This is a genomic window from Yinghuangia soli, assembly GCF_021502675.1.
Classification (GTDB): domain Bacteria; phylum Actinomycetota; class Actinomycetes; order Streptomycetales; family Streptomycetaceae; genus Yinghuangia; species Yinghuangia soli.
Genome location: NZ_JAKFHA010000025.1, coordinates 112912 through 126290, shown reverse-complemented (window position 1 = coordinate 126290; position 13379 = coordinate 112912). Strand labels below are relative to the sequence as shown.

Genomic DNA, 13379 nt, shown 5'->3' with positions numbered 1-13379 from the left:
GGCACCGCGACCACGCGGCGACTGGGCGCCCGAACCTCCAGATCCGACGCCCCGGGCCCGACCTCGTTCCCATCAGCAGGCGCCCCGTGCCCGGACCCCTGTTGGGACCCGTGCCCGGCCCCCGGCCCCCGCCCCCGGCCCCCCCCCCCCCCCCCGGGCCCCCCCGCCCCCCCCCCGCCCCGCCCCCCCCCCCCCCCCCCCCCGCCGGGGCCCCGCCCCCCCCCCCCGACCCGGGTTCGGACGCCCCGGTCACGGCATCGCCGGCAGCCCGTAGGGCCTCGGCACGGGCAGGAGCATTGCGGGCAGCCTCGGCACGCAACATGGCGTTGAGCGCGGCGAACGGGTCAATGGGCATGGTGATTCCTTGCGTTGCTCGATGGTCGACGGACGGCGCGCTACAGCCACCGCCGATCAGCAGCGCAACACCATGCAACGCGAGACCACCACCGACGCAGGTACACCCGGGGGCGGCCCCGCCCCCGCGGGCCACCCTTCCCCGACCCCCGCCGACACCCCCGCCCCGGCCTCACCGGATCCACCCCGCGGACGTACCACCCACGACGGCACCGCGACCACGCGGCGACTGGGCGCCCGAACCTCCAGATCCGACGCCCCGGGCCCGACCTCGTTCCCATCAGCAGGCGCCCCGTGCCCGGACCCCTGTTGGGACCCGTGCCCGGCCCCCTGCCCCGGCACCTGCCCCGCCCCCGAAACGGGCCCCCCGACGCGCCCCTCCCCACAGACCGCCGCCCCCGCCCCGCACACCACCATCACCAGGGCCAGCAACACCCCCGCCAGGACACCACCGCCCACACGGCAGCCGCCGACACGGCAACCGATACCGGGCGAAGCAGCGCGCATGGGGCAGACCTCCTGCAGACGTCTGCCATCCGCAACGCTCCCGCCACGCACACAGAGACCACCAAGTCACCCACCCGGCCCAACAACACCACCCAGATGTCGCCGTCGACGCCGGATGGTCGGATAGTCCTATCGGGCCCGCGCAGGTTGCCGGTGAACTCCGCCAAGGCAAGGAAGAGTTGACGGGCGGGGCCTAGCGCGCGATGGAGAGGGCGAAGGGGATGGGGCCCAGGGCGTTGATCAGGGGGCCCACGAGGAGGAGGAAGGACTCGGGGACGCGGGCCGTGGTGATGGGGCCGAGGTCGACTACGTGGTGCTGGTCCCAGCCGAGGGTGGTCAGCAGGGTGCGGGTGTCGGCCTTTGCGGTTGTGTCGTTGCCGCTCAGGAAGGCGGTCGGCGGGATCGCGAGTGAGGCGGGGGCGGCCATTGCGGAGACGTGGACGGTGTTGAGGGCCTTGACCACACGGGTCCGCGGGAGTGCGCGCTGGAGTTCTTCGGCGAGGCTGCTGCCGGGGTAGAGCAGTTCCGCGGCGAAGCCGCGGGCGTCCGGGATGGTCGCGTTCGCCACGTCGACGAGCACTGTGCCGGCCAACTCGCGGGCCAGGCCGGAGAGTACGTCGACGGCGACCGGTCCCGGGAGGGCATTCACCACGAGGTCACCGGCCTCGGCGGCCGAGGTGAGGGTGGTCGGCTTCGCGGCCGAGTCGGACCACGCGGCGGCTGATCGTCCCGGGTTGCGGGCGCCGACCACCGGGTGGTGGCCGGCGCGGGCCAGGGCGTCCGCCAGGGTACGGGCGACGTTTCCGGCACCGAGGATCGCGACGGTCTTCATGGGCATGCTCCTTGCGCTGGGTGATCACGATCGGGGCACCCAGGACGCTAGGCGGGAATAACCCGCAGCCGGCAGAAGGTACTTCAAGGTGCCCAGGGCACCCGAGCACCCCCGCCCGCTTCTTGTGACCGATGTCCGGACGTCAGCCGAGGGACCATGACCATTCGTACCGCCGCCCAACGCCGCGCGGACGCTGCCGCGGAGCAGCGGGCCCGTTTCGATTCCTGTCCGGCCAACCGGGTCATGGAGCGGATCAGCGACAAGTGGGTCGCGCTGGTGTTCCGGGCGCTCGCGGACGGCCCGTTGCGGCGCGGCGACCTGGCCCGGGCCCTGCCGGGCGCCAGCCCGAAGGTGCTCACCGAGACGCTGCGCCGGTTGGAACGCGACGGCCTGCTCGCCCGCGCAGTGGAGGCGGGCGTTCCGGTACGCGTCGCGTACGGGCTCACCGAGGTGGGCCTTGACCTGCTCCCGGTGCTCGACACCGTCGCGCGGTGGGCGGAAGCCAACATCGCCGGCATCGACGCTGCTCAGGACGCCTACGACGCCCGCACCGGCCACGAGGGTTGACGCCGCTACGTCCGCGGGTCCGCGGGGATCGTGGCGACCGCGGTGTGCAGCGTCTTCTGCATGGCTTCGACGAGGGGTTGGGGCCAGCGGCGGCGGGCGGTCAGGATGCCGATGTGGCGGGTGGGGCGCGGGTGTTCCAGGGCGCAGAAGGCCAGGTCGGGCTTGTGGGTGGCCAGGGCGATCCGGGGGATCAGGGCGACGCCGACGCCTGCTTCGACCAGTGCCTGGGTGAAGAGGTAGTCGGTGCTGGTGCAGACCACGTCGGGCTGGAAGCCGGCCATGCCCGAGGCGCGGGCCAGTGGGGCACCGGCTGCGCCGCAGCCGTCGATCCAGCGTTCTCCGGCCAGTTCGGCGATGCCGACCGCGCGGCGCCGGGCGAGGCGGTGGGTGCGGGGGAGGACCAGCCAGATCTGCTCGTCCATCAGCGGGGTGAGGGTCAGCCGGGGTGTGGCCGGGGCGTGGCCGAAGTGGTAGGTGAGGGCCAGGTCCGCGCGTCCGGAGCGGACCAGTTCGGCGGCGTCCTCGGGCTCGGCCTCGGTGACGGTGAGCTCGACGTCGGGGTGCCCGGCGTTCAGTGCGACGATCGCGGCGGGCAGCAGTCCCTGGCCCGCGCTGGTGAACGTGGCGACGTCGAGGCGCCCGGTGCGGCCCGCGGCGAGGCGGTCGATGCGCTCCTGCGCGGCGTCGAGTTCGGCGGCCACGGTGTCGGCAGTCTCGACGAGGACGCGGCCCGGCTCGGTGAGCGTGACCCCGCGGGGGCCGCGTTCCACGACCGGCCGGCCCAGCGCGCGTTCGAGGGCGGCGATGTGCTGCGAGACCGCGGACGGCGTCATGAGCAGGGCTGCCGCGGCCTTGGCGAAGCTGCCCTGGGCGGCCACCTCGCGCAGGATCCGGAGCCGGTGCACATCGATCACGAGGCCACTCCAGTGTGTAGTCCTACTTAACGACCATACAGAAACTGGTCACTTCTGCTGTCGGCAGGACCCGGCCAGAATTGCCGCATGACACGCAGAGCCTGGGCGCTTTTCGCCTCCATGTCCGTCGTCTGGGGCATCAGCTACCTCTTCATCAAGGTCGCCGTCGAGGAAGTGTCGGCACCCGTCGTCGTGGTGGCCCGCACCGCGATAGCCGCGGCCGTGCTGGTCCCGCTGGCGCTGCGCCGGCGGGCCTTCGACGCGCTGCGCGGACGCGTGAAGATCGTCGTCCTGCTGTCCTTCACGCACGTGACCGGGCCGTTCCTGCTCATCACGTACGGCGAGGTGCACATCTCGTCGTCGCTCACCGCACTCCTGATCGCCGCCCAGCCGATCATGATCGCCCTCATCGCGCTCAAGGTGGACGCCTCGGAGCGCGTCACCGGCCCGCGGGCCGTCGGCCTCGCGGTGGGCCTCGGCGGCGTCGGCACGCTGGTCGGCTTCGACCTGACCGGCGACCGGCTCGGGCTGCTCGGCGCCGGAATGGTCCTGCTGGCCACGTTCGGGTACGCCTGCGCCACGCTGATCGTGAAGCGCCACCTGTCCGACGTCCCGCCGCTCGGCCTGGTCGCGTCGACCATGAGCATCACCACGGTCGTCCTGCTGCCGCTCGCCGTCGCCACCGCGCCGGACGCGATGCCCAGCGCCGAGGCGACCGGCTCGCTGCTCGCCCTCGGCCTCGTCTGCACCGCACTCGCGTTCCTGGCCTTCTACCAGCTCATCGCGGACGCGGGTGCGGGCCGGGCGGCGCTCATCACCTACATCAACCCGGTCGTCGCGGTGGCCCTCGGCGTGCTGGTCCTGGACGAGAAGCTGAGCGCGTCGATCGCGGCCGGCACCGCACTCATCCTGGCCGGGTCGTGGATGGCCACCCGGCCGGCGTCCGCCCGCACGCCCGCGGACGGACCCGCCGGCCGGCCCGGCGACGGCCCGGTCAGTCCCGGTACTCCGGAACCCGCTTCTCCCGCCGCGCAATGATCGCTTCCTCGAAGTTCTGCGTGGTCAGCCGCACGTACAGCTGCGCCGCGCCCTCGGCCTCCATGTGCGAGTGCATGCTGCCCGCCTCCAGCCCGGACCACAGCATGCGCTTGGTGACCTCGACCCCGACCCGGCTGAACCCGATGATGCGCTCGGCCAGGTCGAAGCACTCGTCGAGGAGCTTCTCGCCGGGGACCGTGCGCGAGACCAGGCCGATGCGCTCGGCCTCGGCGGCGTCCACGTCGCGGCCGGAGAGCATGATCTCGAAGGCACGCGACGAGCCGATCGCCCGCGGCAGCAGGTAGCTGATGCCCAGTTCGCTCGCGGTGAGGCCGTTGTTGATGCCGGCCGCCCGGAAGTACGCGGTCTCGGAGGCGAGCCGGATGTCGGTGGCCACCGACAGGCAGAAGCCGCCGCCGATCGCCGGGCCGTTGATCGCCCCGATCACCGGCTGGTGCATCTTGCGCAGGCCCAGGATCACGTCGTCGAGGATCTCCATCGACCGCCGCGCGATGCTGGTGCGGGTCAGCCCCTTGATCCCGGGGATGCGCCCGGAGCTCTCCAGGTCGGCGCCCGAGCAGAAGCCGCGCCCGGCTCCGGTGATCACCACGACCCGCGTATCGTTGTCCGCACTGACCTCCTCGAGGGCCTCGCGGAACGGGACCATCACGTCGAAGGCCATCGCGTTCATCCGCTCCGGGCGGTTGAGCGTGATCAGCGTGACGTGCGGGCGCGGCTTGTCGATGAGCACGAACGACATGGGGCGGCATCCTCGGGCGGTCGGGAAGAACTGAGGGCGGGTCAGGTGTTCTTGATCGTGTCAATGATCACGGTCAAGCGCACCGGTACGGGGACGCGATGTCAAGAGGCAGGCGCACGGAGGGGCACGGCGATATGCGCGGGGGATATGCGGATCCGCAGTCGTTCGACGCCTTCGCCGGCGACTACGACCGCTACTCCGACCTGCACGATCCGCTCGGCGAGTGGCTGTCCGGCAGGGTCGCCGAACTCGCGCCCGCGGGCGGCCGCGCACTCGACGCCGGCTGCGGTTCGGGCCGGCACGCCCAGGCCCTGGCCGACACGTACGACGAGGTCCTCGCCGCCGACCTGAGCCGCTCCCTCATCGAGACCGCGCGGCTGCGCCGCCCGCACGCCCGGGTCCGCTACGAGGCGCTCGACCTGCACCACGTCGCGGACGACACGGGATTCGACCTCGTGGTGAGCCTGGCGGCCCTGCACCACGTCCCCGACCTCGACAAGGCGCTGGAGCACCTGCGCGGCCTGGTCCGGCCCGGCGGCACCGCGATCCTGGTCGACAACGTCGCCGCCCGGCCGACCCCGCCGCGCTGGGCGTACGTCACCGGTGCCGCGTACGAACTCCCGCGCGACATCGCCCGCCTGGGCCGCCGCGACGCCTGGTGGCTCTACCGGTTCCGGACCAGCAGACCCTGGCTCGCCCACCTGCTCAGCGACCGCTACCTGACCCGCACCCAGTTCGAACGCCACTACGGCGCGGCCTTCCCCGGCGCGGAGTTCACCGACCTCGGCTTCGCGCACGCGATGGTCTGGCACAACATCTGACGGGCCGTCCGGACGTCCCGGTCGCGCCCCACCCCGCGCCCCCGCCTGCGGCACCTGCCATGCTGTGCGGCGGCCGATTCCGGACAGGAACCGGACGGGGAACGCGACAGGGCGGGGACATGGGGAACACGATGGGCAACTGGTCACGTGCCGCGACGGCGACGGTCACGTGCGGTCTGGTGGGCGCGCTGATGCTGGGCGTCTCGGGCTGCAGTTCGTCGGGTACGAAGGCCAAGAAGGCCCCGCAGAATCTCTGCGCCGCGCTGCCCGCCCCGGAGTTGGCGCAGCTGAAGCTGGGCAAGGACACCCTTCCGTCCTCGCAGACCGCCTCCTACTCCTCGTCCGCCGAGTGCGAAATCGTCGCGGTCCAGGGCGACACCTCGGCCGACAGCGGCACCCTCGACGTCGAGTGGTCCAGCCACGGCGACCGCAAGAAGTCCTCGCGCGCCGAGCGGAGCGCCAAGACCCGCTTCGAGTCCGGCCGCAACGCGGCGAACCGGATCTGCAACGGCGCGGCCCCGGTGATCGACAAGTTCGGCAGCGCCGCAGTCGTCTGCGTCAAGCCCGGGGTCGGCTCCGGCCGGACCGAGGCCCGCCTCGCGGTCCGCGACGGCCGCCAGGTCGTGACCATCGCCTACTACGGCCCCGAGAAGGACCCCGCGCGCATCCAGGCGGCCCTGCGCCGGGTGGCCGAAACCAGCCTGGCCGCCAAGGGCTGACCGCCCGCCGCACACGTACGACCGCGACCCGGCCGCCCATGTGGCCGGGATCAAGGGCCACCCGTCCGGAATTGGCCGCTGACTCCGCGTCAGCACCATGTGACACTGGCGACCCGGTCGTACGCCCTGAAACGCGTATGCACCAACGCACTGGTTATCAGCGAGGAGTGTCCATGCAGGTTGCGGTCGTCACCTTCGACGGGTTCAACGAGCTCGACAGCTTCATCGCCTCGGGGCTGATCAACCGCAGCCGGGCGCACGGACTCACCGCCTACATCACCACGCCGACCCCGGTCGTCACCTCGATGAACGGCGTCGAGGTCACCGGGCAGCGCCCGCTCGAGTTCGTCGCCGAGGCGGACGTCGTGCTCATCGGCAGCGGCATCAAGACCCGCGACGTCGTGGCCGACGACTCGCTGCTCGCGGCCCTCCCGCTGGACCCCGCCCGGCAGCTGATCGGCTCGCAGTGCTCCGGCGCCCTGGTGCTCGCCAAGCTCGGGCTGCTCGGCTCGATGCCCGCGTGCACCGACACCATCACGCGCCCCTGGGTCGAGGCCTGCGGCGTCACCGTGCTGGACGCGCCGTTCCACGCCGACGGCAACATCGCCACCGCGGGCGGCTGCCTGGCCTCGCAGTACCTCGCCGCCTGGGCGATGGTCCGCACGGTCGGCGAGGCCGCGGCCCGCGACGCGATCGAGTACGCCGCGCCGGTGGGGGAGAAGCTCGCCACCGTCGAACGCGTGATGGCGGCGGTACGCACCGGCGAACCCGCCCTGCGCTGACGCCGCGGGACCCGGGGCAGGCGCACCCTGCCCCGGCCGTCCCGGCTTCCGCCGCCCCGGCCTCCCGGTCGGCCCGGCCGATCACCCGTCCCGACCACCAGCCCGCCCGCGCCCGGCGGCCCAGGAAAGCACAGCTTCCGACGTGTCCCTGATACCTCCCGCCACCGGTCCCGAGTCCGACACGCCCGCCGCCGGACCGCAGCTTCCGGCGTCGAGCGTTGCCGGACCGCCGCTCCCCGCCCCGGCCGCGGTCGGCGAGGGACGCGGCGACAGCGGTGCGTCCCTCGACCCGGCCGCCGTGGCCGCGATCCAGAAGCGGACCGTCCGGGTACTCGTGCTCGCCCAGGTCGTGGGCGGCATCGGCGTCGGCTCCTCGCTCGCGGTCAGCGGCCTGCTGGCCGAGGAACTCTCCGGCTCCAAGACCTGGTCCGGCTTCGCGGTCACCGCGATCACCCTGGGCGCCGCGCTCACCGCGATACCGCTGGCCCGGATAGCCGACGCCCGCGGCCGCCGGACCGCCCTCGCCTGCGGCTGGGCCGTCGCGACGCTCGGCGCGGTCGGCGTCATCGGGGCCGCGGTCCTCGGCTGGTTCCCCCTCCTGCTCGCCACCCTGGTCGTCTTCGGCGCGGGCTCCGCGGCCAACCTGCAGTCCCGGTACGCCGCCGCCGACCTCGCCGACGACGCCACCCGGGCCCGGTCCCTCGCCATCGTGGTCTGGTCGACCACGGTCGGCGCGGTCGTCGGCCCCAACCTCAACACCCCCGGCGCCGCGGTCGGCCGCTTCCTCGGCCTCCCGGAACTCGCCGGACCGTACGTCTTCTCCGCGCTGTCCTTCGCCGCCGGCGGCCTCACGATGTGGCTGCTGCTGCGCCCGGACCCACTGCTGATCGCCCGCCGCCTGGCGGCCGCCACCGACGCAGCCCCCGGCGCCGACGCAGCCACTGCCGCCAAGGCCGCTCCCGCCAAGGCCGCTCCCGCCAAGACCGCTCCCGCCAAGACCGCTCCCGTCAAGGCCCCCGCCACCAACGCTCCGGCCAAGCCGCCCCGCGCCTCGATGCGCTCCTCCTTCGCCGCCATCCGGGCGTCCCGCACCGCCACCCTCGCGATGGCCGCCGTCGTCCTCGGGCACGCCGTGATGGTCGGGGTCATGTCCATGACCCCGGTGCACATGAAGGACAACGGCGCCGACCTCACCGTGGTCGGCCTGACCATCAGCCTGCACATCGCCGGCATGTACGCCTTCTCGCCGCTGGTCGGCTGGGCCGCCGACAAGCTCGGCCGGATCCCGGTGATCATCGCGGGCCAGCTCATCCTGCTCGGCGCGGTCGTCGTCGCCGGCCTGTCCGGGCACACCGTGCCGATGACCGTCGTCGGCCTCGTGCTGCTCGGGCTCGGCTGGTCGTGCTCGATGGTGGCCGGCTCCGCGCTGCTCGCCGAGTCCGTCCCCCCGCACGACCGGCCCAGCGTGCAGGGCACCTCGGACCTGTTGATGAACCTCGCGGGCGCGGCGGGCGGCGCACTGTCCGGCTCGCTGCTGGCCGCGGGCGGCTACGGCGGCCTCAACGCCGCGGCAGGCCTGGTCGTCCTCCCGGTCCTCGCCGTGGTGGCCGGCCACACCCTGGGCCGCTCCCGCACCGCCGCCGGCTGACCACCCCGGGCCCCGCCCCCGACACGCCGCGCCGACCTGCGACTTCGCGTCCGCGCACGGCCGTTGCCGCGGTCCGCTCAAGATGTGCAAGCCGACATATCGCCCTATGTTTGAGCAATCCGGGCCTACCGCCCGGACTGTCTAGCGACGAGGGGCGATCGATGCAGCAGTCCCGGGTGGTCGTGGTCGGCGCTGGGTTCGCCGGATTCGAAACCGTGCGGCATCTGGAGAAGTCGCTCTCCCCGCAGGACGCCGATATCACGCTGATCAGCCCCGGCGGCTACATGCTCTACCTGCCGCTGCTGCCGCACGTGGCCGCGGGCGTCATCTCGTCCCGCTCCATCGCGGTGCCGCTGTACCGCATGCTCAAGCGCACCCACATCGTGCCCGGCGGCGCGATCGGGGTGGACTTGGACGCCAAGGTCTGCGTGGTCCGCAAGATCACCGGCGAAGTCGTCAACATCGGCTACGACCACATCGTGCTGTCCCCGGGCAGCGTGACCCGCACGTTCGACATCCCCGGCCTGGACAAGTACGGCCGCGGCATGAAGAACCTCGCCGAAGCGGTCTCGCTGCGCGACCACGTCATCGCCCAGCTCGAACTCGCCAACTCCAGCTCCGACGAGAGCGAGCGCCGCTCCCGCTGCCAGTTCGTCGTGGTCGGCGGCGGGTACGCGGGTGTCGAGACCGCCGCCTGCCTGGAGATGGTCACCAGTTCGGCCTTGGACCACTTCCCGCGCCTGGACCCCTCGCAGGTCCGCTGGACCGTCGTCGACGTCGCACCCCGCCTGATGCCCGAACTCGGCGAGAACCTCGGCCGCGCGGCCCTCGAGATACTCGCGCGCCGCGGCGTCGACGTGCGCCTGGAGACCAGCGTCAGCGAAGTCACCGAGGACACCGTCACGCTGACCACCGGCGAAGTACTGCCGTGCCGGACGCTCGTGTGGACCGCGGGTGTCGCGGCCAGCCCGCTCATCGCGACGCTCGGCGCCGAGACGGTACGCGGCCGCCTCGCGGTCGGCGCCGACCTCGCCGTCCCCGGCCGCCCGGAGGTCTTCGGCCTCGGCGACGCCGCCGCGGTCCCCGACCTCGACAAGGGCGACGGCGCGGTCTGCCCGCCCACCGCCCAGTACGCGATGCGCCAGGCGAAGATCGCCGCGCACAACGTGGTGGCCGCCATCAAGGGCAAGCCGTACAAGGAGTTCCAGCACAAGGACCTCGGCCTGGTCGTCGACCTCGGCGGCACCGAGGCCGTCGCCCGCCCGCTGGGCCGCGAACTGCGCGGACTCCCGGCGCAGGCCATCACCCGCGGGTACCACCTGATGGCCCTCCCGTCCTTCCGAGCCCGGGCCCGCGTCGGCGCCGGCTGGGCGATGCACGCGGTCGCCGGCGACGACTTCATCCGCCTCGGCTTCCTGGCCGGACGCACCGGCTCCCTCTCGGACTTCGAGGGCGCGCACGCGTATCTCTCGCGCGAGGAAATGGCCCAGCAGACCCGCGGCGACCGCTGACCCGGCGGTCCGCCCGCCGCGCCGACCGGCCTACCCCCTCCTCAAGATCCACCAGGCGTGCCACAATCCTGATCCGCCGCGCGGGACGGGACGCGCGGATGGACGCCCTCGGGGAGCTGGGAGACGCCGACGTGGCGGAACGGGGTCCGGCCGCGGCCGGGGGATCGGCAACGCCTGCCGGACGGCCGGAACGGGCGGCACAGCAGCCGTCTTCGGCTGCGCCGCGCCCGCCGGCGGACTCTGCGCCGGAGCCCGGGACTGCTCCCGGGTCCGCCCGCACGACCCCGAACGCCCCTGCCCGGCCTGCCGCCCAGGGGCCGCAGCGCGCCGCGTCCGCCACCCTCGCCCGCCCCCGCCTCGTCGCCCTGCTGGACGCGGTCCGCGACCAGCGTCCCGTCCTGCTCGCCGCCCCGGCCGGACACGGCAAGACCACGCTCCTCGACCAGTACGCGGCCACCTGGCCCGGACCCGTGCGGCGCGTGCGGTACGCACCCGGAGCGACCGCCGCACCCCACGAGGTATTCGCGGCGGTACGCGAACAGGCCCGCGAACCGGGCGTCCTGCTCGTGCTCGACGACCTCCACCACCTCCCGCACCCGGCCGCGGCCCTCGAACTCCTCCTCGCGGAACTTCCCCATGCCGGCCTGCCCTCCGTCCACCTCCTCGCCGCCACCCGGCCGCTGCCCGACCTGAACCTCTCGCGCGCCGAACTCGCCGACGTGGTCGTGGCAGGCCCCGACGACCTGCGGCTGCGCTGGTGGGAAGTCGACCGCCTGTTCGCCGAGGTGCACGGCCGCCCCGCCGACCCCGTACTCGCCTGGGACGCCACCTGGCTCACCGGCGGCTGGGCCGCGCCGCTCAACGAATTCCTGCTCTGTACCCGCGACTTGAGCCACCGTCAGGTACGCCGCACGCTCACCGCTCCCGGCGTCCCCTTCGCCGCCGGATACCTCGACCGGCAGATCCTCGGCGCCCTCGACCCCGACCTCTGCGCCTTCCTCACCCGCTGCGCGATCCACACCGCGCCGACCGCCGCGGACTGCGCCGACGCGCCCACCCCCGCCGCCCGGGCCGCATCCGCCGCGATGCTGCGTCGCGCCGAACAAGCCGGCGTCATGATGCGCCGCGGCGCGGGCTACGCGGGGGAGACGCTCCTGCGCCACCTGCTCGTGCACCGCCTCGCGACCACCGACCCGGACGCCCCCGCGGTCTTCGCCGCCGCCGCGGGCCGCATGCGCAAAGCCGGGGACCCGGTCGGTGCGGCCTGGGCCGCGTACCTCGCTCGCGACCGCGCCGCCCTGCGCGAACTCATGGACGGCAGCCCGGTGGCCATCGCCGCCGCGGTGCCCGAGCACTGGCACGGCCTGCTGCGCGCCTTCGCAGGGCCGGCGGGACCGGCGGGACCGGAAGGGCCCGAACGCCCCGGGGACCGCCCGGCGTCCCGCATCGCGAGCGGCGACCTCGGGCTGCTCGGCGACCCGGCGGGCGCCGCCGAGCAGCCGACCTCCGCGGTCGTCCTGACCTCACTGGCCGGCGCGCCCACCCAGATCTGGGACATGCCCGAACTCCCGCTGGACGCCGAAGGGGTGCTGGTCCGCGGCATCACCCTCTTCGGCACCGGCGATTACCGGACCGCCATCGAAGTCCTGACCGACTTCGCCCGCGAACACGACGGCCCCCCGGCCGCATTCGCCGGCCTGCTCGTCCTCCTGGGCGCCATGCTGTCCGGACACGGCTGCGACGTCCGCGAAGCCGAGGCCGCCGCCCAGCGCGTGGCCGGCCACGGACCCGCATGGCTGGGCCGGGTCGCCCGCGCCGGACTCACCCTGACCGGTGCCCCCGAACACCGCGGCGAGGCCGCCGCGGTGCGCGCCGCCTGCGACCGGCTGGGCGACGCGTGGGGGAGCGCCGTCGCCGGCCACCTCGAAGCCTGCGCGGGCGTGCTGCGCGGCGAGCCCGACCCGGCCGTCCTGGCCGCTTCCGCACGGCGCCTGCGCGACGCGGGCATGATCGCCGCCGTGCCGTGGTCCCTCGCCTTCGAGGCGATCGCCCGCGCGCAACTCGCCGAACCGGACGCCCTCGACCTGGCCGTCCAGGCCGAAGCCGAGGCGGCACACCTGCAACTCCCGGGCGCGGCCGTCCTCGCCCGCTGCGCCCGCCTGCTCGCCGCCCCCGCATCCGCCGACGCCGACCGCGCGGCGCTCGCGGCGGACGCCGAACGCCTGGGCATCCGCATCGACACGTTCCTGCGCGTGCGGCGCGAAGCCGACGACGCGCCCGCCACCCCCGTCGACATCCGGTGCTTCGGCGGGTTCACGGTCCGGCTCGCCGGCAAGCCCGTGGACCTGCTCCGGCTGGCTCCGCAAAGCCGGGTCCTGTTCCGGCTGCTGGCGCTGCACGCGGGACGCCCGGTGCACCGCGAGGTGCTGGCCGCAGCATTGTGGCCGGACGCCCCCGCGGATGCCGCATTCCACCGGCTGCAGACCGCGGTCTACAAGCTCCGCCGGTTCCTGGAGCCGGCCCGGGGGCGGCGCGGGGCCTCGGAGTTCGTGCCGTTCGAGGACGGTGCGTACCGCCTGCGGCTGCCCGAGGGGTCCTACCTCGACATCGCCGCGGCCGAGGACGCACTGGCCCGCGCGCGGCAGGCCGCGATGCGCGGCGACGCTGCGGGGGAGACCGCCACCCTGCGCGAACTCCTGGCGGTGGCCGACGCGATGCTCCTGCCGGAGACCGGCCCGGAGGAGTGGATCCTGGACGCGCGCGAGCGCTGGTCCGAGGCCGCGGCCGACGCCCGGGCCCGGCTCGCGGCACTCGTCAGGTAGCCGCCGGCCGTCCTGCACGGCGTCCGGCGTCCGACCCGTTCCCGTGCCCCATGGCACGGTCGGGGCCGGCCGAGACCGGCCTGACCAGGCCGGAACGGGCGGCG

Annotated in this window: 11 protein-coding genes; 8 read left to right on the top strand and 3 right to left on the bottom strand. The window is 74.1% G+C overall.

Translation table 11 applies throughout. The features are described from left to right. Positions 1-1054: 1054 nt before the first annotated feature. Entirely contained in the window at positions 1055-1693 is a 639-nt protein-coding gene (locus LZ495_RS31280) for an NADPH-dependent F420 reductase (protein WP_235056321.1), read from the bottom strand. A 156-nt stretch (positions 1694-1849) separates the two neighbouring features. Between LZ495_RS31280 and LZ495_RS31275 the strand changes: the two genes are divergently transcribed. Then, positions 1850-2260, top strand: coding sequence for a winged helix-turn-helix transcriptional regulator (locus tag LZ495_RS31275; protein ID WP_235056320.1), 411 nt, complete (start codon positions 1850-1852; stop codon positions 2258-2260). Between the two features lie 5 nt (positions 2261-2265). Here the strand turns inward: LZ495_RS31275 and LZ495_RS31270 are convergent, their stop codons facing one another. Continuing rightward, positions 2266-3174: a LysR family transcriptional regulator gene (locus LZ495_RS31270; RefSeq protein ID WP_235056319.1), complete on the bottom strand. Its 909-nt coding sequence runs from the start codon at positions 3172-3174 to the stop codon at positions 2266-2268. Between the two features lie 87 nt (positions 3175-3261). On the opposite strand from LZ495_RS31270, the gene LZ495_RS31265 reads away from it, so the two are divergent. Continuing rightward, entirely contained in the window at positions 3262-4212 is a 951-nt protein-coding gene (locus tag LZ495_RS31265) for a DMT family transporter (RefSeq protein WP_235056318.1), read from the top strand. On the opposite strand, the gene LZ495_RS31260 is transcribed toward LZ495_RS31265, so the two are convergent. Further along, positions 4169-4972, bottom strand: coding sequence for an enoyl-CoA hydratase (locus LZ495_RS31260; protein ID WP_235056317.1), 804 nt, complete (start codon positions 4970-4972; stop codon positions 4169-4171). The genes LZ495_RS31265 and LZ495_RS31260 overlap by 44 nt on opposite strands. A gap of 134 nt (positions 4973-5106) precedes the next feature. Here LZ495_RS31260 and LZ495_RS31255 point away from each other — a divergent pair, with 134 nt between their 5' ends. The 6 genes from LZ495_RS31255 to LZ495_RS31230 all read left to right on the top strand — a co-directional run bounded on the left by LZ495_RS31255 (position 5107) and on the right by LZ495_RS31230 (position 13275). Next, positions 5107-5793 (top strand): class I SAM-dependent methyltransferase, encoded by a 687-nt coding sequence (locus tag LZ495_RS31255; protein ID WP_235056316.1) that lies wholly within the window; start codon positions 5107-5109, stop codon positions 5791-5793. A 119-nt stretch (positions 5794-5912) separates the two neighbouring features. Further along, complete coding sequence (locus tag LZ495_RS31250; RefSeq protein ID WP_235056315.1) at positions 5913-6512, top strand: hypothetical protein; 600 nt, start codon at positions 5913-5915, stop codon at positions 6510-6512. 173 nt (positions 6513-6685) lie between these two features. Beyond that, complete coding sequence (locus tag LZ495_RS31245) at positions 6686-7294, top strand: DJ-1/PfpI family protein (RefSeq protein ID WP_235056314.1); 609 nt, start codon at positions 6686-6688, stop codon at positions 7292-7294. Positions 7295-7436: 142 nt separating this feature from the next. Further along, entirely contained in the window at positions 7437-8942 is a 1506-nt protein-coding gene (locus LZ495_RS31240; RefSeq protein WP_235056313.1) for an MFS transporter, read from the top strand. Positions 8943-9103: 161 nt separating this feature from the next. Next, the gene (locus LZ495_RS31235; protein ID WP_235056312.1) at positions 9104-10453 is read left to right on the top strand and encodes an NAD(P)/FAD-dependent oxidoreductase; all 1350 of its coding nucleotides are present in this window, start codon (positions 9104-9106) and stop codon (positions 10451-10453) included. Positions 10454-10551: 98 nt separating this feature from the next. After that, the gene (locus LZ495_RS31230) at positions 10552-13275 is read left to right on the top strand and encodes an AfsR/SARP family transcriptional regulator (RefSeq protein ID WP_235056311.1); all 2724 of its coding nucleotides are present in this window, start codon (positions 10552-10554) and stop codon (positions 13273-13275) included. Positions 13276-13379: the final 104 nt, after the last annotated feature.